17 protein-coding genes are annotated in these 21,918 nt (G+C 70.1%); 15 read left to right on the top strand and 2 right to left on the bottom strand.

Annotated features, from left to right (window positions below; translation table 11 throughout):
* Nucleotides 1-289 precede the first annotated feature (289 nt).
* The 4 genes from coxB (at nt 290) to DEI84_RS02920 (ending at nt 4,967) form a co-directional block, all read left to right on the top strand.
* Nucleotides 290-1,192: a cytochrome c oxidase subunit II gene (gene coxB / locus DEI84_RS02905; protein WP_110825512.1), complete on the top strand. Its 903-nt coding sequence runs from the start codon at nt 290-292 to the stop codon at nt 1,190-1,192.
* Between the two features lie 12 nt (nt 1,193-1,204).
* Nucleotides 1,205-2,944, top strand: coding sequence for a cytochrome c oxidase subunit I (ctaD, locus tag DEI84_RS02910; RefSeq protein WP_181419595.1), 1,740 nt, complete (start codon nt 1,205-1,207; stop codon nt 2,942-2,944).
* Nucleotides 2,945-2,950: 6 nt separating this feature from the next.
* Entirely contained in the window at nt 2,951-3,367 is a 417-nt protein-coding gene (locus DEI84_RS02915) for a cytochrome c oxidase subunit 4 (protein WP_110825291.1), read from the top strand.
* Between the two features lie 226 nt (nt 3,368-3,593).
* On the top strand, nt 3,594-4,967 hold the full coding sequence (locus tag DEI84_RS02920; protein WP_110889621.1) for a glucose-6-phosphate dehydrogenase: 1,374 nt from the start codon (nt 3,594-3,596) through the stop codon (nt 4,965-4,967).
* Nucleotides 4,968-5,298: 331 nt separating this feature from the next.
* On the opposite strand, the gene DEI84_RS02925 is transcribed toward DEI84_RS02920, so the two are convergent.
* On the bottom strand, nt 5,299-7,170 hold the full coding sequence (locus DEI84_RS02925; RefSeq protein WP_110889622.1) for a glycoside hydrolase family 15 protein: 1,872 nt from the start codon (nt 7,168-7,170) through the stop codon (nt 5,299-5,301).
* 117 nt (nt 7,171-7,287) lie between these two features.
* Nucleotides 7,288-8,445: an App1 family protein gene (locus tag DEI84_RS02930; RefSeq protein WP_110825294.1), complete on the bottom strand. Its 1,158-nt coding sequence runs from the start codon at nt 8,443-8,445 to the stop codon at nt 7,288-7,290.
* A 141-nt stretch (nt 8,446-8,586) separates the two neighbouring features.
* Between DEI84_RS02930 and DEI84_RS15445 the strand changes: the two genes are divergently transcribed.
* The 11 genes from DEI84_RS15445 to DEI84_RS02990 all read left to right on the top strand — a co-directional run bounded on the left by DEI84_RS15445 (nt 8,587) and on the right by DEI84_RS02990 (nt 21,799).
* Nucleotides 8,587-9,234: a TetR/AcrR family transcriptional regulator gene (locus DEI84_RS15445; protein ID WP_181419594.1), complete on the top strand. Its 648-nt coding sequence runs from the start codon at nt 8,587-8,589 to the stop codon at nt 9,232-9,234.
* A 199-nt stretch (nt 9,235-9,433) separates the two neighbouring features.
* A complete protein-coding gene (locus DEI84_RS02945) occupies nt 9,434-10,342 on the top strand; it encodes an ABC transporter ATP-binding protein (RefSeq protein ID WP_110889623.1) in 909 nt (302 codons plus the stop codon).
* Complete coding sequence (locus DEI84_RS02950; RefSeq protein WP_110889624.1) at nt 10,339-11,055, top strand: ABC transporter permease; 717 nt, start codon at nt 10,339-10,341, stop codon at nt 11,053-11,055. The genes DEI84_RS02945 and DEI84_RS02950 overlap by 4 nt, the downstream gene beginning before the upstream one ends.
* Nucleotides 11,052-11,780 carry an ABC transporter permease gene (locus DEI84_RS02955; RefSeq protein WP_110889860.1) on the top strand — a complete coding sequence of 243 codons (729 nt, stop codon included), beginning with the start codon at nt 11,052-11,054 and terminating at the stop codon, nt 11,778-11,780. The genes DEI84_RS02950 and DEI84_RS02955 overlap by 4 nt, the downstream gene beginning before the upstream one ends.
* Nucleotides 11,777-12,700, top strand: coding sequence for an ABC transporter substrate-binding protein (locus tag DEI84_RS02960; protein WP_110889625.1), 924 nt, complete (start codon nt 11,777-11,779; stop codon nt 12,698-12,700). The genes DEI84_RS02955 and DEI84_RS02960 overlap by 4 nt, the downstream gene beginning before the upstream one ends.
* A 315-nt stretch (nt 12,701-13,015) precedes the next feature.
* Nucleotides 13,016-14,428: a cytochrome ubiquinol oxidase subunit I gene (locus DEI84_RS02965; RefSeq protein ID WP_110889626.1), complete on the top strand. Its 1,413-nt coding sequence runs from the start codon at nt 13,016-13,018 to the stop codon at nt 14,426-14,428.
* A 1-nt stretch (nt 14,429) separates the two neighbouring features.
* The gene (cydB, locus tag DEI84_RS02970; protein WP_110825300.1) at nt 14,430-15,434 is read left to right on the top strand and encodes a cytochrome d ubiquinol oxidase subunit II; all 1,005 of its coding nucleotides are present in this window, start codon (nt 14,430-14,432) and stop codon (nt 15,432-15,434) included.
* A 13-nt stretch (nt 15,435-15,447) separates the two neighbouring features.
* A complete protein-coding gene (gene cydD, locus DEI84_RS02975; protein WP_110889627.1) occupies nt 15,448-17,166 on the top strand; it encodes a thiol reductant ABC exporter subunit CydD in 1,719 nt (572 codons plus the stop codon).
* Complete coding sequence (cydC, locus tag DEI84_RS02980; protein WP_110889628.1) at nt 17,163-18,878, top strand: thiol reductant ABC exporter subunit CydC; 1,716 nt, start codon at nt 17,163-17,165, stop codon at nt 18,876-18,878. Before cydD ends, cydC begins: the two co-directional genes overlap by 4 nt.
* A gap of 50 nt (nt 18,879-18,928) precedes the next feature.
* The gene (gene leuS / locus DEI84_RS02985) at nt 18,929-21,484 is read left to right on the top strand and encodes a leucine--tRNA ligase (protein WP_110889629.1); all 2,556 of its coding nucleotides are present in this window, start codon (nt 18,929-18,931) and stop codon (nt 21,482-21,484) included.
* A gap of 120 nt (nt 21,485-21,604) precedes the next feature.
* Nucleotides 21,605-21,799: a hypothetical protein gene (locus DEI84_RS02990; protein ID WP_110889630.1), complete on the top strand. Its 195-nt coding sequence runs from the start codon at nt 21,605-21,607 to the stop codon at nt 21,797-21,799.
* Nucleotides 21,800-21,918: the final 119 nt, after the last annotated feature.

The raw sequence follows: 21,918 nt of genomic DNA on the forward strand, positions 1-21,918 counted from the left end.
CGCGAACGGGGAGCGACCGACACGGTCGCTCCCCGTTCGCGTCCCCGGACCGGTTCCCCGACGTCGATGACCAGGGGAAACCGGCTTCCGCAGCCCTCGTTCCGTCCACAACGCGTGTCGGTTGTGCGCTCGGTGTCGACGGCTGCGAGTAAGCTAGGAGTGTTCCAACCAAGCTGGGAGCCACCCATGTGCCGGCCTCGTGCCGACCGCGGAGCTCGTCGACGGGATCCTCGTCGTCAGCCAGTCGACCACCGACTGGATCCGGCCCACGTCTTTCCGAGAGGTAACAGTGCGTTCGAATCGCCGTATACGTTGGGCGGCCGTCCCGGTGGCCGTCGGTCTGGTCATCGCACTGGCTGGTTGCTCGCAGCAGCAGCTGAACGGATGGCTCCCCGGCACGGAGGAGACGAAGGACGTCACCAACCACACGAGCCGCATCGTCGGCCTGTGGACGACGAGCTGGATCGTCCTGCTGGCGGTCGGTCTGATCGTGTGGGGCCTCGTCATCTGGGCCGCGATCGTCTACCGCCGCCGGAAGGGCCAGACCGGCCTGCCCGTGCAGATGCGGTACAACATGCCGCTCGAGATCTTCTACACGCTCGTGCCGCTCATCCTCGTGCTCGGCTTCTTCGCCTTCACCGCGAAGGACCAGGAAGCGATCGAGAAGCCCTTCGCGCAGCCGGACGCCACCGTGCACGTCTACGGCAAGCGCTGGGGCTGGGACTTCAACTACATCGACCAGAAGAACCCGAACGACAGCGTCTACTACCAGGGCATCCAGGCCCAGGAAGAAGAGAACGGCGGCGGGGCGGTCGACGAGTCGCTGCTCCCGACGCTGTACCTGCCGGTCGGCAAGAAGGTCGAGATCGAGCTCAGCTCGCGCGACGTCAACCACTCCTTCTGGGTCATCGACTTCCTCTACAAGAAGGACATGCTCCCGGGGAAGACGAACTACGAGTACTTCATCCCGGAGAAGGAAGGCACGTACCAGGGCAAGTGTGCCGAGCTCTGCGGTGAGTACCACTCGCTGATGCTCTTCCAGGTGAAGGTCGTGTCGCAGGCGGAGTACGACGACTACCTCCAGTCCCTCGCAGACGAGGGCAACGTCGGTCTGCTCGGCAACGAGTACGACACCAACACGAACCAGCCGAACAACGAGGCGCCTGCCGAGGCGTCGAGCGACAAGAAGTAAGGGCGCGTCTCAATGACAACGTCATTCGTCGGCCAGGCGACCACCAGGCCCTCGACGCCGGACTTCCAGGCATCGAAGGTCGGTCGCAAGGGCAACATCATCGTGCGGTGGGCGACGTCCACCGACCACAAGACGATCGGGTACATGTACCTGATCACCTCGTTCCTCTACTTCCTGCTCGCGGGCATCATGGCGCTCGTCATCCGCGCGCAGCTGTTCGAGCCGGGTCTCCAGGTCGTGCCGACCAAGGAGCAGTACAACCAGCTCTTCACGATGCACGGCACGATCATGCTGCTGATGTTCGCGACGCCGCTCTTCTCGGGCTTCGCGAACGCGATCATGCCGCTGCAGATCGGCGCGCCGGACGTGGCGTTCCCGCGTCTGAACGGCCTGGCGTTCTGGATGTACTTCTTCGGCAGCGCCATCGCCGTCGGCGGCTTCCTCACCCCGCAGGGTGCAGCTTCGTTCGGGTGGTTCGCCTATGCGCCACTGAGTGACACGACGTTCACACCAGGGTTGGGTGGCACGTTGTGGGTCTTCGGTCTCGGCATGACCGGCTTCTCCACGATCCTCGGTGCGGTCAACTTCATCACCACGATCATCACGATGCGTGCCCCGGGCATGACGATGTTCCGCATGTCGATCTTCACCTGGAACGTCCTCGTGACGAGCCTCCTCGTGCTGATGGCCTTCCCGGTCCTCGCGGCGGCGCTGTTCGGCCTCGGTCTCGACCGCGTGTTCGACGCTCAGATCTTCAACCCGGCCAACGGTGGGGCACTGCTCTGGCAGCACCTGTTCTGGTTCTTCGGGCACCCCGAGGTGTACATCATCGCGCTGCCGTTCTTCGGCATCGTCTCCGAGGTCTTCCCGGTCTTCAGCCGCAAGCCGATCTTCGGGTACAAGACCCTCGTCTACGCGACCATCACCATCGCGGCCCTGTCGATCACGGTGTGGGCGCACCACATGTACGTCACCGGCGGCGTGCTGCTGCCGTGGTTCTCGCTCATGACGATGCTCATCGCGGTCCCGACCGGCGTGAAGATCTTCAACTGGGTCGGCACCATGTGGCGCGGCTCGGTGACGTTCGAGACCCCGATCCTCTGGGCGATCGGCTTCCTCGTCACCTTCACGTTCGGTGGCCTGACCGGCGTGATCCTCGCCTCGCCGCCGCTCGACTTCCACGTGTCCGACTCGTACTTCGTCGTCGCGCACTTCCACTACGTGGTCTTCGGCACCGTCGTGTTCGCGATGTTCTCCGGCTTCTACTTCTGGTGGCCGAAGTTCACGGGCAAGATGCTCAACGAGCGTCTCGGCAAGATCCACTTCTGGCTGCTCTTCGTCGGGTTCCACACGACGTTCCTCATCCAGCACTGGCTCGGTGTCGTGGGCATGCCCCGTCGGTACGCGACCTACCTGCCGGACGACAACTTCACGTGGATGAACCAGGTGTCCACGGTCGGCTCGATGATCCTCGGCATCTCGTTCCTGCCGTTCATCTTCAACGTCTACGTGACGGCTCGGAACGCGCCGAAGGTCGCCGTGAACGACCCGTGGGGATACGGCCGCTCGCTCGAGTGGGCGACCTCCTGCCCGCCGCCGCGGCACAACTTCACGTCGATCCCGCGGATCCGTTCGGAGTCCCCGGCGTTCGACCTGAACCACCCGGAAGCCGGCGTGCCGGTCGGTGTGGGACCCGCGAAGGACGCTCCCGACGCTCCGACCTACGACGCCGCGAAGGGCGAGGTGAAGTAACACGCCATGCGCGCCAACACCAATCTGTTCTGGATCCTGTTCATCTTCTTCGTGATCGCGGACGCCGCGTACACGATCTGGTCGGTCATCTACTACGGCAACATCGAGTGGGTCGGTACCCTCTCGATCGGCCTGACCGGGATCATGTCCGCGTTCATCGCCTTCTACCTGGGCCGCGTCATGTCGGCACAGGGCGGGGTGCTGCCGGAGGACCGCCAGGACGCGAACATCGAGGACGGCGACGCCGAGCTCGGGCACTTCAGCCCGTGGTCGTGGTGGCCGATCTTCCTGGCCGCGGCCATCGCGGTCTGCTTCCTCGGCGTCGCCGCCGGTCTGTGGATCGTGCCGATCGGTCTCGCGCTCGTCGCGATCACCCTGGTCGGCTGGGTCTACGAGTACTACCGCGGCAACTTCGGGCACTGACCTCCACTCCACGCGCTTCGGGCGGCACCATCTCGGTGCCGCCCGAACTGCGTCCGGGGTGATCCGGGCCTCCACAGGAGAGCTCGACGCCCCGGTCATCCACATCGCCCACTTCTCGACAACGGCCCGGGAACAACCCGGGCACGATGGGCCTTGGGTCCTGAGGACCGCATGCTCGCGGCCTGAGGTCCAGCGGACCGTCCACAAGCGAAAGGAGTCACCTCAGGTGACCGACAAGCGCACCCTCATCATCTTCGGCGCGACGGGCGACCTCGCCTCCCGCCTCCTCCTGCCCGGTCTCGGCACGTTCCTCCAGAGCGGCCGGTCGGTCCCGGTGCAGCTCATCGGCACGGGTCGCAGCGCCCGCAGCGAGGAGCAGTGGAAGGACATCGTCACGAAGTCGTTCGCGTCGCAGGACGTGACGGGCCCGGAGGTCGACGCGACCATCGAGTCGACGCAGTTCATCCAGGGCGACCCCACCGACCCGGAGCACCTGAAGGCGCTGCTCGCCGCGGCCGACGCCGAGCCGATCCTGTACTTCGCCCTCCCGCCGCAGATCGCCTCGGACATCTGCGAGGCCCTGCAGGACGTCGAGCTCCCCGAGGGCACCACCCTGGCGTTCGAGAAGCCGTTCGGCACCGACGTCGCGTCGGCCGAGGCACTCAACAAGACCGTGCTCGAGCTGGTTCCGGAGGAGCGGGTCCACCGCACCGACCACTTCCTCGGTCGCACGACGGTGCTCAACATCATCGGCCTGCGCTTCGCGAACCGCCTGTTCGAGCCGATCTGGAACGCCGAGAACATCGAGAAGGTCGACGTCTTCTACGACGAGACCCTCGGCCTCGAGAACCGCGCCCAGTACTACGACGAGGCAGGCGCCCTCGTCGACATGATCCAGTCGCACCTGCTGCAGATCCTGGCCCTCGTGACCATGGACGCCCCGGCCGCGATCGACTCGGTCGAGTTCCGGTCCTCGTTGGCCCGTGTGCTCCGCTCCACCCGCCTCAAGGGCGACGACGCCACCATCGCCTCCCGTCGCGCGGTCTACACCGCCGGCACGATCGACGGCAAGGAGCTCCCCTCGTACCAGGAGGAGGACGGCGTCGACGCGTCGCGCGAGACCGAGACGCTCGCCGAGATCGAGGTCGAGGTCGACACCGCCCGCTGGGCCGGCGTCCCCTTCACCCTCCGCTCGGGCAAGGCGCTCGGCGCGAGCCGCAAGGAGGTGCTCATCACCTTCAAGCCGGTGACCCGCCTGCCGTCCGGCCTGACCGGTCGCCCGAAGGCCGACACGCTGCGCATCGTCCTCAACCCGGACGAGATCGAGCTGTCGGTTTCGGCGAACGGTGGCGGCAACCCGTTCGAGATGGGCCAGGTCACCCTGTCGTCGTCCTTCGACGACGGCGAGCTGACGCCCTACGGCGAGGTGCTCAACGGCATCTTCCACGACGACCCGCTGCTCTCCATCCGCGGTGACGTGGCGGAGCGCTGCTGGGAGATCGTCGAGCCGGTCGTCTCGGCGTGGAAGTCCGGAGCGGTCCCGCTCGAGGAGTACCGCGCCGGTTCCCGTGGGCCGGCCGAGTGGGTCAGCTCGTCCTGACGCACGGCACGACGTCCTGACAGGAGGCCCGGTACCAGTTGGTACCGGGCCTCCCGTCCGTTCCGGGCAGAGCCGGGCGCTGGTTACGGAGCGGACCGCTGGTTGCCGAGCGGGCCGCTGTTGCCGGGCCGGTGGGCTGGGGGTGTGCTCGTCGAGGTTCCAGGACACGCCGTGTGCGCGCGGCGGGGTTCCGCAGTTCCGGAACCTGGCCGCGCGGGGTCCCGACATCGCAGAACCTCGCCGAGCGGGGTTCCGACGTTGTCGAACCTCGCGGAGCGGGTCCCGCAGTTCCCGAACCTCGAGGGCCGCCGCGGAGCAGCCCGCCCGCGGGTCAGGCGGTGTTCCCCGCTCGCGCGCCGGCACCGGTGACGCTCGCCGTGCCGCCGCTGTGCTGCGCCGCGCGCGTCCGGTGACCCGCGGCCGCGCCCTGCGCCCGCGCGATCGCGTCGGCCGCCGTGACGAGGGTGAGGTGCGACAGCGCCTGCGGGGTGTTGCCGATGTGGTGCCCCGTGGCGACGTCGACCTCCTCGGAGAGCATGCCGACGTCGTTCGCGTAGCCGACGAGCACGTCCATGAGCCGCTCGGCGTCGGCCAGGCGCCCGGAACCGGCGTACTGCTCGACGAGCCAGAACGAGCAGGCGAGGAACGGGTGCTCCGTCCCGCTCAGTCCGTCGAAGCCGGAGGACGTCCGGTACCGCAGCACGAGGCCGTCGTCGCCGACGCGCAGGTCCTCCTCGATCGCCGCGACGGTCCCGAGCATCCGCGGGTCGTCCGGCCGGCAGTACCCGATCTGCGGCAGGACGAGCAGGCTGGCGTCGACCTCGTCGGTGTCGTAGTGCTGCCGGTAGGAGCCACGCTCGGCGTTCCAGGCGTGCTCCTCGATCTCGGCGCGCACCTGGTCGCGCAGGGACCGCCACCGTTCGACCGGTCCCTCGAGCCCGAACTCCTCGCAGGCGGCGACCCCGCGGTCGAAGGCAGCCCAGATCATCGCCCGCGAGTGTGTGAAGTGCCGCCGCGGCCCACGCATCTCCCAGATCCCGTTGTCCGCGTCCTGCCAGTGCTCCTCGACGTGCGCGAGCAGGGCGCGTTGCAGCGACCACGAGGCCCCGCTCTCCTCGACGCCGAGCTCGCGGGCGTCGTGCAGCGCCGACAGCACCTCGCCGAACACGTCGCCCTGGTACTGCGTGTACGCGCCGTTGCCGACGCGGACCGGCGTCGAGTCGGCGTAGCCGGTCGGGTGTTCCAGTGTCCGTTCCGGCAGCTCGCGTTCGCCGGCGATGCCGTACATGATCTGCACGTCGTCCGGGTCCCCGGCGATCGCACGGAGCAACCACCTGCGCCAGTCGGCGGCTTCGTCGCGGTACCCGTGGGCGATGAGGGACGCGAGCGCCATGGACGCGTCGCGGAGCCACACGAAGCGGTAGTCCCAGTTGCGTTCGCCGCCGGGGTCCTCCGGGAGGCTCGTGGTCGCGGCCGCCACGACGCCGCCGGTCTCGGCGTGGGTCATCGCCCGCAGGTACATGAGCGAACTCCGGACGGCGGGCGCGTACGTGCCCTCGGCCCGCGTCCGGGACGTCCAGTCGTGCCACCAGTCGCGGGTCCGGTGGAGTGCATCGTCGACGTCGAACGGCTCCGGGGGTTCGCGGTGCGACGGGAACCAGGTGAGCGTGGTGTCGAGGACGTCACCGTCGTGGATGGTCGTCGTCACGACGTGCCGGTGGTCGTCCGCGCGGAACCGGGGCCCGCGGACGACGACCGCGTCCGGACCGGCCGTGGCGACGAGCACGGGCTCGTCGTCGTCCCCGACCTGGCGGATCCAGGGGAGGACGTCGCCGTAGCCGAACCGGATGCGGAGCACCTGTCGCACCTCGACGGAGCCGGTGAGGCCGCGCACCCGCCGGACGATCGAGGCGCGGTGCTCGTCGACCGGCATGAAGTCGGTGACCTCGACGACGCCGGTCGGGGTCGTCCACACCGTCGACAGCACGAGGGAGTCGCCGTCGTGTCGGCGGACGGGGGTCGCGGTGCCGTCGGTCGGGCGGAGCGACCACTGCCCGTCGTGCTCGTCGCCGAGCAGCGCGGCGAAGGTGGAGGCACTGTCGAACCGGGGCAGGCACGCCCAGTCGACGTCGCCGTCCCGCGTCACGAGAGCAGCGGTGTGGCAGTCCCCGATGAGGGCGTGGTCCTCGATGCGCTGAGCCATGTCCTCGATCGAACCACCCGGTCCCCGTGGGCACCTGCGCTGAGGGTGCGTTCAGATCACACCCGGCATCACTTCGGGCGAAGCGGCGCGGTCCGGACGAGCAGGGCGGGCGGTCGGTCAGTCGACGTCGGCGATCCCGACCCGGCCGAGCTCCGTCCAGAGCCCGGCACCGTCGGGTGCGTAGACCCAGGGCTTCGTCGAGTCCCTCGTCCGCTCCTGCGCCCGGGAACGGCCACCGGCGAGGACGGCCTCGCTCGTGGAGAGCTGCCGGATGGCGACCGCGGCGACGTTGTCGGGGTGCTCGCGGACGAACTCGCCGTACAGGTGCTCGTCGTGCTGGCCGTCGTCGCCGACGAGGAGCCACTGCACGTCCGGGAAGTCCCGGGCGAGGCGCCGCAGGTTGTCCTGCTTGTGCTGCTGCCCGCTGCGGAAGAAGCGGTCGTGCGTCGGGCCCCAGTCGGTGAGCAGGAGCGTGCCGGACGGGTACATGTTGCGGGAGAGGAACCGCCCGAGGGTGGGCGCGACGTTCCAGGCACCGGTGGACAGGTAGACCGTCGGCGCGCCCGGGTGCTGCGCGAGGACGCGTTCGTAGAGGACCGACATGCCGGGCACCGGACGGCGGGCGTGCTCGGTCAGCACGAAGGAGTTCCACGCCGCCAGCATCGGACGGGGGAGGCTCGTGACCATCACGGTGTCGTCGATGTCGGAGAGCAGGCCGAAGCGGGTGTCCGGGTGCACCACGAAGACGTCGGCGTCGACGTCGCGCATGCCGCCGGCGGACAGCCGGATCTTCTGCCAGCCCGGTTCGAGGTCGATCGGGACGATCGTGTCGACCACGCCGCCGCGGTCGCTCGTCACGGTGTGCGTCGAGCCCCCCGCCGTGATCGTGACCTCGGCGTGGTCGACGGCGACGCTCGTGAAGCTGCGCCAGCCGCGGACCCCGGAGTACGACACGTCCGACGCCAGGCCGCGGCGGGTCAGGAGCACCCGGCAGAGCACGCGGACCCACCCCGGCGCGCCGTACCCCGTGTACGGGATCACGGTCGGGACCTGGCCGCGCTTCCGGGCGTGCTGCTCGCGGAACTCCTGCACGGCGTCCTCGATCCGGGCCGCGCGGTGCAGGATCGGCTCGGGGATCGCTGTCTCCCACTGCTGGATGCCCCACGGCGCCTGCTCACGACGGTCGTGTTCCCGTTCGACGGACCGGGCGTCGCGCTGCGGGGGAGTGCTGGTGTCCCGGGGCGCAGCAGGGTCCGGAGGCGTCGTCTCGGGCATCGCACCATCATCCCATGCGGGGGTGACGAGGAGCCCGGTCAGCGCCCGACACCCCGGGAATCGCAGCCAAGACCAAGGCGGTCTCTGTCAGAGTTGCCGTCTCAGTCATTCAGCCCGCGGTCACCGCGAGAAGGAGAACACGTGCTCGTCACCGAGGTTCCGAACGCTCTGCCAGGGGGATCATCACTGCTCAGGAACGAGCCGGTCCAGGCACGGAGCTCGGCCCGCCTCGCAGGTCTGCTCGACGCCGCCGCGGCGGTGATCGACGAGATCGGGTTCGAGCGCCTGACGACCGCCATGGTCGCCGAACGTGCCGGAGCGTCCATCGGCACGGTCTACCGGTACTTCCCGGATCGGATCGCCGTCGTCGAGGCGCTCGCGATCCGCTGCACCCAGCGCCTCGCCGCTCGGTTCGTCGAGACGCTCGACGCGTCCGGCGCCACCACCTGGCAGGAGGGCTGCGACGCCCTCATCGAGATGACCGCCGAGATGTACCGCACCGAGCCCGGCTTCCGGGCGATCCGCTTCGCCGACATCGACACCACCTCCGGGGACGAGGACGCCGACCGGCTGGCGGCCCTGGGCGGTGCCGTCGGCGTCGTCATGCGGGAGCGCTTCGACCTGCCGCAGTCGGAGGCGCTGAGCCGCGCCTGGGTCGTGCTCGCCGAGTCGGCACACGCCGTCCTCGCCCGCGCGCACGTCGACCGCGAGAACCCGGACCACGCGCTCATCGACGCGTACCGCGCGATGAGCCGGCCCTACCTGGAGTCGGTGATCCGAGCCTCCTGACCGGTCGTCCGCCGGACCGAACCGCGACGCCCGTCCCTCCGAACACGAGGGGCGGGCGTCCGTGCGTCCGGACCTGTCCGGACTGCGCGGGAACCGCACCGATGTCCGCCAGGCGTCATGCGCCGACACGACCGGTCCGGTATGGGCCCGGACCTGTACTGTCTCCGGAGTCGGGCTACCTCCACCAAGAAGGGCACCCATGATCGAGTTCCGCTCGGTGCGCAAGACCTACCCGGACGGCACGACCGCCGTCGAGTCGTTCGACCTCGTGATCCCCTCGCGGACCACGACGGTGTTCGTCGGATCGAGTGGATGCGGCAAGACCACGCTGCTCCGGATGATCAACCGGATGATCGACCCCACGGCGGGCTCCGTCCAGATCGACGGCGAGGACATCGCCGGCGTCGACCCCGTGCAGCTCCGCCGCCGGATCGGCTACGTCATGCAGAACGCCGGCCTGCTGCCGCACCGGAAGGTCGCGGACAACATCGCCACGGTGCCGGTGCTGACCGGGGTCCCGAAGGCGGACGCGCGGGCGCGTGCCCTCGAGCTCATGGACACAGTCGGCCTCGACCGCTCCCTCGCGGACCGGTACCCCTCCCAGCTCTCCGGCGGCCAGCAGCAGCGGGTCGGTGTGGCCCGCGGGCTCGCCGTCGACCCGAACATCCTCCTGATGGACGAACCGTTCGGTGCCGTCGACCCCCTCGTGCGCAACGACCTGCAGGACGAGCTGATCCGGCTCCAGCGCGAGCTCGGCAAGACCGTCGTCTTCGTGACGCACGACATCGACGAGGCGTTCAAGCTCGGCGACCAGGTCGTCATCCTCAAGAAGGGCGGCGAGATCGCCCAGCTCGGCACCCCGGCGGAGATCCTGTCCGCGCCGGCCGACGACTTCGTCGCGAACTTCATCGGAGCCGGGCGGGGGCGCCGCGCGCTCCGGGTCGAACAGACCCCGACCGGTCCGATCGTCGTCGACGGGGACGGCCGCGCCGCCGGCGTCCTGACCGGTCCCACAGGCGTCGTCGACGCCGCTGCCGCTGTCCGCTCCGAGGCCGGGACGCCCGCACGCGTCCCGGGTGCTGCGGCGCAGGGTGGGAGCACCCGGTGAAGTGGGTGCTGTCGAACCTCGACACGATCGGGGACGACACGCTGGCGCACCTGGCCGTCGCCCTGCCGCCGATCGTCATCGCGTTCCTGGTGTCGATCCCGATCGGGTGGCTGGTCGTCCGACTCCGTCGTCCCGGCGCCGCGCGACTCAGCAGCGGGTTCGGCGGCGGCATCGTCACCGTCGCCGGGCTGCTCTACGCCGTGCCGTCACTCCCGCTCTTCATCGCGCTGCCCGGCATCATCGGCACCGGGCTGCAGGACCCCGTCAACGTCGTCGTCGGGTTGACGCTGTACGGCCTCGCGCTCATGGTGCGGTCGACCGTGGACGGGCTCGGGTCGGTCGACCCGGCCACCACGTCGGCGGCGACTGCGATGGGCTACTCCGGCGTGCAGCGCTTCTTCCGCGTCGACCTGCCGCTCGCCGGTCCGGTCCTGCTCGCCGGTCTCCGGGTCGTGTCGGTGTCGACCATCTCGCTCACCACGGTCGGCGCGGTGCTCGGCATCCGGAGTCTCGGGTCGCTGTTCACCGACGGCATCGGGCGGAACATCCCCGAGGAGATCGTGGCGGGCATCGTCATGGTCCTCGTCCTCGCGTTCGCGATCGACGGGCTGCTCGTGCTGATCGGCCGGATGGTGATGCCGTGGACGCGCGCGTCGACCGGGTCGGAGCGGGCCGCGCGGCGCGTGCTGCAGACCGCGGAGGTGTCCTCGTGATCATCGGACAGGCCTTCGCGTGGGTGCTCGACCCCGCCAACTACCCGGGCCCGAACGGCATCCCGGTCCGGCTGTGGGAGCACATCTGGATCTCTCTGGTCGCCGTCGTCATCGCCGCGGTGATCGCCGTGCCGATCGGGTACCTCATCGGCCACACCGGCAGGGCGCGCGGCGTCGCGATCGCGCTCTCCGGCGGCGTCCGCGCGCTGCCGACCCTCGGCGTGCTGACACTGTTCGGCCTCCTGCTCGGCGTGAACCTGCAGGCGCCGCTGCTCGCGCTCGTCATCCTGGCGATCCCGTCGGTGCTCGCCGGTGCCTACGCAGGGATCGAGTCCGTCGACCCGGTCACCGTCGACGCGGCACGCGCACAGGGCATGACCGGGTGGCAGATCCTGACCAAGGTCGAGATCCCCCTCGGGCTCCCACTGCTCGTCGGCGGCATCCGTGCTGCCGTGCTGCAGGTCGTCGCGACCGCCACCCTCGCCGCGTACGTCGGATCCGGTGGCCTCGGCGGCTACGTGTTCCTCGGGCTCAAGACCCAGGACTACGCCATGATGCTCGGCGCCTCCGTCCTCGTGATCGTCCTGGCGATCGCGTTCGAAGTCGTCTTCGCCGTGCTCCAGCGGGCGGTGGTGCCCGCGGGCGTCGCCGAGCGCGGGTCACGACGACGCTCGGGATCGCGTGAGCGGCCCCGCAAACCCATCCCGGAAGGAACCCCCTCGTGATCACAGCACCCAAGCTCCGCGCCGGCCTCGCCGCAGCGGTCGCCCTGGGCGCGGCAGCGGCACTCGCCGGCTGCTCGTCCAGCAGCCCGCTCGACAGCGGCTCCAGCGCCCCGTCCGACTCGAAGACCATCGTCGTCGGGTCGCAGGCCTACTACTCGAACGAGATCATCGCCGAGCTCTACGCGCAGGTCCTCGAGAAGGACGGCTTCACGGTCGAGCGCAACTACCAGATCGGTCAGCGCGAGGTCTACCTTCCCCAGCTGCAGAAGGGCGCGGTCGACGTGATGCCGGAGTACAGCGGCAACCTGCTGCAGTACTACGACAAGGACTCGACCGCGAAGAGCGAGTCGGACATCGCCGACGAGCTCGAGTCGGCGCTGCCGAAGGGCATCCGTGCCCTGGACGCCGCCGAGGCCACCGACCAGGACAGCTACACCGTGACGAAGGAGTTCTCCGAGGAGAACGACGTGACGAGCCTGGCCGACCTGAAGAACGTGAAGGAGAAGCTGACCGTCGGGGCGAACTCCGAGAACCAGACGCGGCCGTACGGCCCGAAGGGCCTCAAGTCCGTGTACGGCGTCGACGTCGAGTCGAAGGCGATCGAGGACTCGGGCGGCGCGCTCACGGTCAAGGCGCTCAAGGACGGCACCGTCCAGCTCGCCGACATCTACACCGCGGACCCGAGCATCAAGGCGAACGGCTTCGTCACGCTGAAGGACCCGGAGAACCTCATCGTGCCGCAGAACGTCACGCCGGTCGTGTCCGACAAGGTCGACGAGAAGGCCGCCGACGCGATCGACGAGGTCAGCGAGGTCCTGACGACCGAAGCGCTCATCGACCTGAACACGAAGAGCACGGTCGACAAGGAGAAGTCCGCGGACATCGCCAAGGAGTTCCTGACGGAGAAGGGTCTCCTCTAGGAGGCGGATCCTCGTTCTCGAAGACAGGCGTCGGGCCTCCAGCCCGGCGCCTGTCGCCGTTCCCGGGAGGGGTGTCGACGGGCACAGCTGTTCCGCACGGATGTGCCCCCGGAGTGACATGTGTTCCGCACGGTTGTGCCGTGCAGGAGCCGTGCACGTATGTGCAGGAGGGGTCTCTACAACTTGTCGAAGTGGGGCGTCCAGCAGTACCGTCGAAGGGTCCCGACGACGTGACGGCAACGAGCAGAACCCCTTCCACAGGAAGCATCTCAACGTGCACGAACAGCGCGCGGCGATCCCGACGGGCCCGGCCGCATGAACGACCTCCTCGATCCGCTCCTCCTGTCGCGGTGGCAGTTCGGTCTGACGACGATCTACCACTTCCTCTTCGTCCCGCTGACGATCGGCATGGCGGTCGTCGTCGCGGTGTTCCAGACGGCCTGGGTCCGCACCGGTCGCGCGCACTACCTGCAGCTGACCCGCTTCTTCGGGCGCATCTTCCTCATCAACTTCGCGATGGGTGTCGTCACCGGCATCGTGCAGGAGTTCCAGTTCGGGATGAACTGGTCGGACTACTCGCGGTTCGTCGGCGACGTCTTCGGTGCCCCGCTCGCGCTCGAGGGCATCCTGGCGTTCTTCTTCGAGGCGGCCTTCATCGGCGTCTGGATCTTCGGCTGGGACCGCCTGCCGAAGAAGCTCCACCTGGCGAGCATCTGGTGCGTCAGCGCGGGCACGATCATGTCGGCGTACTTCATCATCGCCGCCAACGCCTTCATGCAGCACCCGGTCGGGTACGCGCTGAACGAGGCCAAGGGCCGCGCGGAGCTCACCGACATCTGGGCCGTCCTCGGCAACAAGGTCGCCCTCGCCGCGTTCCCGCACACCGTCTTCGCGTGCTTCATGGTCGCGGCCGGCGTGATCATCTCGGTCGCCGCGTTCCACCTCTCGCGCAACCAGAACCTCGAGACGATGATGCCGGCGCTCAAGTTCGGGCTGTGGACGATGGTCGCGGCCGGGGCGCTCACCGTCCTCACCGGGGATCAGCTCGGCCTGACCATGGTCGAGACGCAGCCGATGAAGATGGCCGCGGCCGAGGCACTCTACGGCACCGCGACCGGCAAGGACGCCTCGTTCTCGGTCTTCACCCTCGGCACCCCCGACGGTGTCCGCGAGCTGTTCTCGATCCGCATCCCGTACCTGCTCTCCTTCCTGTCGACCCACACGTTCACCGGCACGGTCGAGGGCATCAACGACCTGCAGGCGCAGTACACGCAGGTGTACGGCCCCGGGGACTACAAGCCGGTCATCTGGGTGACCTACTGGTCCTTCCGCTGGATGATCGCCCTCGGCGTCGGCGCCGTGATGGTGTCGCTCGCCGGGCTCTGGCTCACCCGCAAGGGCCGCTTCCCGCAGCAGCGCTGGATGTGGCGCATCGCGATCTGGGCGGTCCCGCTGCCGATGGCCGCGATGATCGTCGGCTGGGTCTTCACCGAGATGGGTCGTCAGCCGTGGCTCGTGTTCGGACTGCTGAAGACCGCCGACGGCGTCTCCCCGAACGTGACCGGCCTCGAGGTGCTCATCTCGCTCGTCGTGTTCACGCTCATCTACGGATCCCTCGCGGTGGTCGAGTTCCGACTCATCAAGAAGGTCGCCCAGGAGGGCCCGGCCGCTCCGGCCGAGGTCGACGAGGAGACCGGCGAGGTCGAGCACGAAGTGACGGTGTACTGAGATGGACCTGCCTGTTCTCTGGTTCGCGATCGTCGGACTGTTCTTCGTCGGGTACTTCGTGCTCGACGGGTTCGACTTCGGTGTCGGGATGTCCCTGCCGTTCCTCGGCAAGGACGACACCGACCGACGCGTGCTCATCAACACCATCGGCCCCGTCTGGGACCTCAACGAGACCTGGGTCATCGTCGCCGGAGCGTGCCTGTTCGCGGCGTTCCCGGAGTGGTACGCGACGATGTTCTCCGGCTTCTACCTGGCGCTGCTGCTCATCCTGGCCGCGCTCATCGCCCGCGGGGTGTCGTTCGAGTACCGCCACCAGGACAAGCGCCTCGAGTGGAAGCGCCGCTTCGACCTCATGATCATCGTCGGCAGCGCGGTGCCGTCGTTCCTGTGGGGCGTCGCGTTCGGCAACGTCGTGCGGGGGATCCCGATGGACGCCGGGCACGACTACACCGGCACCCTGTTCGACCTGCTCAACCCCTTCGCCCTGCTCACCGGCGTGACGACGCTCCTGGTGTTCTTCACGCACGGCGTCGTCTTCGTCGCGCTGAAGACCGAGGGGGAGATGCGGGAGCGGGCCATCCGGCTGGCGAAACGCTCCGGCGTCCTCACCATCGCGGTGGCCGCCGCGTTCCTCGTCACGATGGCGTCCGTCCGCGCCACCCCGGCGTCGCTCGTGCTGTCCGCCGTCGCCGCGGTCGCGCTGGTGGTCGCGGTCCTCTGCGCCGCCCGTGGGCGGGAGGGGCGAGCGTTCACGCTCATGGCCGTCACGATCGGCGCGGTCGTCCTGGCCATGTTCACCGCCGTGTTCCCCGACGTCATGCCGGCGTCGAACGACCCGGCGAACAGCCTCACCGTCGCGAATGCCTCCTCCGGCGACTACACGTTGACCGTGATGAGCTGGGTCGCGGTGGTGTTCCTGCCGCTCGTGCTCGCGTACCAGGCGTGGACGTACTGGGTCTTCCGCAAGCGGGTCTCGCGCGCGACCGTCGCGCAGGCCGCGCACTGACCAGGAGGCCCGGATGAAGCCGCTCGACCCCCGTCTGCTCCGGCTGTCCCGGACCGCGCGCGGGTTCGTCCTCGCCGCCGCGGGGACGGGCGTGGTGCGGACGACCGCCACCATCGGGATCGCCTGGGGCATCGCCGCGGCGGTGACCCAGGTCGTCGACGCGGTCCGGGACGGGCAGGTGCCCGGGACGTTCCCGGCCACACTCGCGCTCCTCGGCGCGGCGTTCCTGCTCCGCGCGCTCGCGGCATGGGCCACCGACGACCTGGCGGCGCGCGCGGGGGCCCGCGTGAAGAGCGAACTCCGCGCCGCCGTGCTCCGGCGCGCAGCCGACCGGGGCCCCGGGTGGCTCGCCGGTCGGTCGAGCGCCGGGTTCGCCACGACGCTCGGTCCGGGTCTCGACGCCCTCGACGCGTACTTCGGCCGCTACCTGCCGCAGCTCGCGCTCACGGCGGTCGCGACCCCGGTCCTCGTGGTCGCGATCGCGCTCGGGGACCTGACGAGCGCCGTCGTCATCGTGTGCGCGATGCCGGTCATCCCGGTCTTCATGGTCCTCATCGGTCTGGCCACGCAGACACTGCAGCGCCGTCAGGCGGACGCGCTCGCCCGACTCGGCGGGGCGTTCACGGAGGCGGTCGAGGGCCTGGCGACCCTCAAGGTGTTCGGACGGGCCCGGCGGCAGGTCGGTCGGATCGACCGGGTCACCGACGAGTACCGCCGCGGCACCCTGGGCGTGCTCCGACTGTCGTTCGTCAGCGGGTTCGCGCTCGAACTTGCCGCGAGCCTGTCCGTCGCCCTGGTCGCGGTGTCGATCGGCATCCGGCTCGTGGACGGGTCGCTCGGCCTCGGCGCGGCGATGTTCGTGCTCGTCCTCGCACCCGAGGCGTTCGCCCCGATCCGGCAGGTCGGCGCCGACTTCCACGCGGCCCAGGACGGGGTCGAGGCCTCGCAGGCCGTCCTCGACGTGCTCTCCGAGCCTCAGCACGCCGACCCCCAGCACGCCGACCCCCAGCACGCCGACCCGCAGCGGGCCGTCCCCGAGTCGTCGACGGTGCCCAGCCGGCCGACGGGGACCGGGGACGCCGGCGCGCTGGTCCTCAGCGGCGTGACCGTGCACCGGCCGGACGTCGTCATCGGCCCGGTCGACCTGACCGCTCCCGCCGGGACCGTGGTCGCGCTCGCCGGACCGAGCGGATCCGGCAAGTCGAGCCTCCTCGCCGCACTCCGCGGTGTGCTCCCGCACGAGGGCACGGTCGTCGTCCCCGGTCCGGCCGACGTGTCCGTGGCGGACCGGACCACCTGGGTGGACCAGCGGGCGCGGCTCGTCCGCGGCACCGTCGCCGAGAACGTGACCCTGTCCGCCGCCGGAGGCGACGCCGCACAGGTACGGAGCGCGCTCGGTGCGGTCGGGCTGGGCGTGGACCCGGGCCTGGCGGTCGGCTCCGGCGGTGCCGGACTGTCGGGCGGTGAGGCGCAACGCGTCGCCGTGGCGCGCGGGCTGTACCGGGCCGCGACCGCCAGCACGCCGCTGGTGCTCCTCGACGAGCCGACGTCGGCGCTCGATGCCGAGTCCGAGGCGCTCGTGGTCGCCGCCGTGCGGCGGCTCGCGGACGGCGGCGCGGTCGTGGTCGTCGCCAGCCACCGTCCGGCCGTCGTCGCAGCGGCCGACGTCGTCGTGTCGACCACCCCCGACGGCTCGGTCGCCGTCCGGACCGCGCAGGCGGTGTCCGCATGAGCGCGCCCGACGGCACGACCGGGACCGCCCGGGAGGCCCGTCCTCCGTCGGTCCTCCGGCTCGCGATGCCCCGTGGTCGCGGATGGGCGAAGGCGGTCGCCGCCGGCGTGCTCAGCGCGTTGTGCGCCGTCGCGCTCCTCGCCGCGAGCGGGTACCTCATCACCCGGGCCGCCGAGCACCCGCCGATCCTGTACCTCACCCTCGTCATGGTCGGCGTCCGCGCCTTCGCGCTCGGCCGCGCCGCCCTCCGGTACGTCGACCGCCTGTCCGGTCACGACGCATCGTTCCGGCAACTCGCCGTCGTGCGCACCGAGATGTACCGCAGACTCGCCTCCGTCGCGCCGGCCGGACTCGGGTCGTCCGGTCGCGGCGACCTCTTGACACGGCTGGTCACCGACACCGACCGCCTGCAGGACCTGCCCATCCGGGTGGTCGGCCCGCTCGTCTCGGCCGGGGTCGCGGCTCTGCTCTCCGTGGTCGCGGTCGCGTTCGTGTCCCCGCCGGCCGCCCTCGTGCTCCTGCTGGCGCTCGGCGTCGCCGCGCTCGTCGGCACGGTCGTCACGAGCGTCGTCGCGACCCGGTCGGACCGGGAGACCGCTGCGGACCGCGGGCACGTCGCCGACCTCGTGCTCGACACCGTGCGGACGCTCGACGTCTTCGCCGCGTTCGGCACCCTCGAGGAACGGCTCGCGCACATCGCGCGGCTGGACGACCGCGTCACGCGTGCCGTCCGTCGCCGCGGGGCGGTGGAGTCCCTCGTCGGCGCGCTCGTCGGGCTCGTCGGCGGTGCCGCCGTCCTCGGTGTCCTCGCCGTCGGTGCGCCCGCGGTGGTGTCGGGTGCCCTCGACGGTCCGCTCTGGGCGCTGGCGGTGTTCGTCCCGCTCGCCCTGTTCGAGGTCGTCGGCGTCGTGCCGCTGGCGGTCCTGACCCTGCGCCGGGTGCGCGCGGCCGCGGAGCGTGTCGAGCAGGTCGTGCCCGCCGAGCTGCCCGCAGGCCTGGTACCGGAGCCGGACGCCGCGGCCCCCGCCGAGGAACTCGCCGCGCCCGCGACCGTGGCCGTCCGCGTGCGGGACCTCTCCGTCCGGTGGCCCGGTGCCGCGGCACCTGCGGTGGACGGGGTGTCGTTCGACCTCGAGCCCGGCGAGGTCGTCGTGCTGCGCGGGCCGAGCGGGTCGGGCAAGTCGTCCCTCGTCGACGCACTCGTCCGGTTCGTCGACCACACGGGCAGCTACACGCTGGACGGCGTGGAGGCGCGGACGCTGCACCCCGACGCCGTCCGCGCCCGGGTGGGGCTCATCGAGCAGGACCCGTTCGTGTTCGACCAGTCGGTCCGCCAGAACCTGCTGTTCGCCAGGGACAGTGCGACGGACGCGGACCTGCTCGCGGTGCTCGACCGCGTCGGTCTCGGCGAGTGGGTGGCCCGACGCGGTGGACTCGACGCGGGCGTGGGGGAGCGCGGGACGCTCGTGTCCGGCGGGCAGGCCCACCGACTGGCGCTCGCGCGGGCGCTCCTGCACGCCTTCCCGGTCCTCGTGCTCGACGAACCGACCGCCGACATCGACCCCGACCTCGGCGACGCCGTCCTGCGCGACCTGGTGTCGACGGCCCGCGCAGCGGGGCGCACGCTCCTCGTCGTCTCCCACGTGCCGGTGCCGGCCGACCTCGTCGACCGGACCCTCCGGATGGCGGACGGACGCCTGCTCGCGGCGTGAGCCGACCGGAGGACGCAGGAGGAGCCTCCCGGCTTGTATCGTTGTGGACCGTGACCATCGAGCAGCACGTCGAGGACCCGCACACCTACGACTTCCGGCGCATCCAGGAGAAGTGGCAGGCACGGTGGGAAGAGCTCGGCCTCTTCACCGCCGACCCCGACGACAAGCGCCCGCGCAAGTACATCCTCGAGATGTTCCCGTACCCGTCCGGTGACCTGCACATGGGGCACGCCGAGAACTGGGCGCTCGGCGACTTCGTGGCGCGGTACTGGCGGCAGCAGGGCTTCAACGTGCTCCACCCCATCGGCTGGGACTCGTTCGGGCTGCCCGCCGAGAACGCGGCGATCAAGCGGGGCGTCGACCCGAAGGACTGGACCTACGCGAACATCGCGCAGCAGAAGGCCTCCTTCAAGCGCTACGCGCCGTCGTTCGACTGGTCGACCGAGATCCACACCTCGGACCCCGAGTACTACAAGTGGAACCAGTGGCTGTTCCTCAAGATGTACGAGAAGGGCCTGGCGTACCGGAAGGACAGCTGGGTCAACTGGGACCCGGTGGACCAGACCGTCCTGGCCAACGAGCAGGTCCTGCCCGACGGCACCTCGGACCGTTCCGGCGCCGTCGTCGTCAAGAAGAAGCTCACGCAGTGGTACTTCAAGATCACGGACTACGCGGACCGGCTGCTCGACGACCTCAACCAGCTCGAGGGACGGTGGCCGTCGAAGGTCATCGCGATGCAGCGCAACTGGATCGGCCGCTCGGTCGGCGCCGACGTCGACTTCGTCATCGAGGGTCGGGACGAGCCCGTCACGGTCTTCACCACCCGTCCGGACACCATCCACGGTGTGACCTTCCTGGTCGTGGCGCCCGACTCGGACCTGGCCGCGGAACTCGTCGCCGACCCGTCCGTCGACGACGCCACCCGCGCCGCCTTCCAGGAGTACCTGGTCGCCACGCAGAAGGCGTCGGACATCGACCGGCAGAACGCCGACCGCCCGAAGACCGGTGTGCCGCTCGGCCGCTCGGCGATCCACCCGCTCACCGGGGAGCGCCTGCCGCTCTGGGCTGCCGACTACGTCCTCGCCGACTACGGGCACGGAGCCGTCATGGCCGTCCCCGCCCACGACCAGCGCGACCTCGACTTCGCCCGAGCCTTCGACCTGCCCGTCAAGGTGGTCGTCGACACGAACCAGGCCGTCACCGGCGCGATCCCGGTCATCCCCGAGGGTGCGACGCTCGAGGACCTGCCGGCGCTCGACCCGGTCTCCACGGGGGAGGCACTCACCGGGCAGGGCCGGATGATCAACTCCGGACCGCTCGACGGCATGAGCAAGCAGCACGCCATCACCGCGGCGATCGGCCTGCTCGAGGAGCGCGGCACCGGGCGCGCCGCCAAGACGTACCGCCTGCGTGACTGGCTCATCTCCCGCCAGCGCTTCTGGGGCACCCCGATCCCGATCATCCACGGCGAGGACGGCACCCAGTACCCGGTGCCCGAGGACCAGCTGCCCGTGGTCCTGCCGGACACCGAGGGCCTCGACCTCAAGCCGAAGGGCACGTCGCCCCTCGGCGGCGCGACCGAGTGGGTCAACGTGCCGAACCCGGTGGACGGCAGCCCCGCCCGCCGCGACCCGGACACGATGGACACCTTCGTCGACTCGTCGTGGTACTTCCTGCGCTTCCTGTCCCCGCAGGACGAGACGCAGGCGTTCGACCCGGCGCTCGTCAACAAGTGGGCCCCGGTCGACCAGTACATCGGCGGCGTCGAGCACGCGATCCTGCACCTGCTCTACGCACGCTTCGTCACGAAGGTGCTCTTCGACCTCGGGTACCTCGACTTCACCGAGCCGTTCTCGGCGCTGCTCAACCAGGGCATGGTGCTCTCCGGTGGCTCGAAGATGTCGAAGTCGAAGGGCGGCGTCTCGCTCGGCGACGAGCTCGACGCACACGGCGTCGACGCGATCCGTCTCGTGATGGGCTTCGCGGGACCGCCCGAGGACGACATCAACTGGGAGGACGTCTCGCCGGCGGCCTCCGCACGCTTCCTGGCCCGCGCGTACCGCATCGCCGTCGACGTCACCTCGACGCCCGACGCGGTGTGGTCCACCGGGGACCGTGGTGTCCGCCAGGCCACCCACCGCTTCCTGTCCGACGCCCCGGGCCTGATGGAGTCGTTCAAGTTCAACGTCGTGATCGCGCGGCTCATGGACCTGGTCAACGTCACCCGCAAGGCGATCGACAGCGGCCCCGGCGCCGCCGACCCCGCCGTGCGCGAGGCCGCGGAGACGATCGCCCTGGGCCTGAGCGTCTTCGCGCCGTACACCGGCGAGGAGATGTGGCAGACGCTCGGCTACGACTCGCCGGTCGCGACGTTCGGGTGGCGGAAGGCCGACCCGACGTTGCTCGTGCAGGAGACCCTGACCGCGGTCGTGCAGGTCAACGGCAAGGTGCGCGACTCGTTTGAAGTGTCGAAGTCGATCGAGGCGGACGAGCTCGAGCAGCTCGCCCGGGACTCGGCGGCTGTGCAGCGGTACATCGGGGACCGGGAGATCGTGAAGGTCATCGTGCGGGCGCCGAAGCTCGTGAACATCGCGATCAAGGGGTAGCGGTCGGGGCATGCCGTACGCCAGGAGTGCGCCCACCGCCTCCGGCGTCGTCGCCGTGTCCCGGCCGAGACCGAGGTCCCGGCCGGGACCGACCAGCGCAGCGACCGGTACGGTCCAGACGTGGTGCCACGGCGACCGTGGCCGCGGGGGTTCGCCCTGACCACGATGGTCTCGTCGAGCCTGCTGCTGCTCGTGGGCATCGTGAACGCGGTCCTCGACACGGCGAACATCGGCTCGTGGCTGTTGTTGGTCCTCGTGATGCCCATCACCCTGGGCCGAGCCGTGTGGAGCCTGCGGAACCAGGACGAGCGTTGAGACCGCAGGTCCGTCCCAGCGTGCCAGGCGTCGAGCGGAGGACGTCCCTCCACATCTGACCGGGGGGCGGCGGTCGTCCACAGGTGCAACCCGCCGGGCCGGATCCGGGAACCGGGCTC

The sequence above is a fragment of the Curtobacterium sp. MCBD17_023 genome (genome assembly GCF_003224415.1).
Classification (GTDB): domain Bacteria; phylum Actinomycetota; class Actinomycetes; order Actinomycetales; family Microbacteriaceae; genus Curtobacterium.

Excerpts from the sequence above, each read along its gene's own strand:
- ctaD (WP_181419595.1), top strand. The coding sequence starts at position 1,205 with ATGACAACGTCATTCGTCGGCCAGGCGACCACCAGGCCCTCGACGCCG.
- DEI84_RS02915 (WP_110825291.1), top strand. The coding sequence starts at position 2,951 with ATGCGCGCCAACACCAATCTGTTCTGGATCCTGTTCATCTTCTTCGTG.
- DEI84_RS02925 (WP_110889622.1), bottom strand. The coding sequence starts at position 7,170 with ATGGCTCAGCGCATCGAGGACCACGCCCTCATCGGGGACTGCCACACC.
- DEI84_RS02930 (WP_110825294.1), bottom strand. The coding sequence starts at position 8,445 with ATGCCCGAGACGACGCCTCCGGACCCTGCTGCGCCCCGGGACACCAGC.
- DEI84_RS02945 (WP_110889623.1), top strand. The coding sequence starts at position 9,434 with ATGATCGAGTTCCGCTCGGTGCGCAAGACCTACCCGGACGGCACGACC.
- DEI84_RS02965 (WP_110889626.1), top strand. The coding sequence starts at position 13,016 with ATGAACGACCTCCTCGATCCGCTCCTCCTGTCGCGGTGGCAGTTCGGT.
- cydB (WP_110825300.1), top strand. The coding sequence starts at position 14,430 with ATGGACCTGCCTGTTCTCTGGTTCGCGATCGTCGGACTGTTCTTCGTC.
- cydD (WP_110889627.1), top strand. The coding sequence starts at position 15,448 with ATGAAGCCGCTCGACCCCCGTCTGCTCCGGCTGTCCCGGACCGCGCGC.
- cydC (WP_110889628.1), top strand. The coding sequence starts at position 17,163 with ATGAGCGCGCCCGACGGCACGACCGGGACCGCCCGGGAGGCCCGTCCT.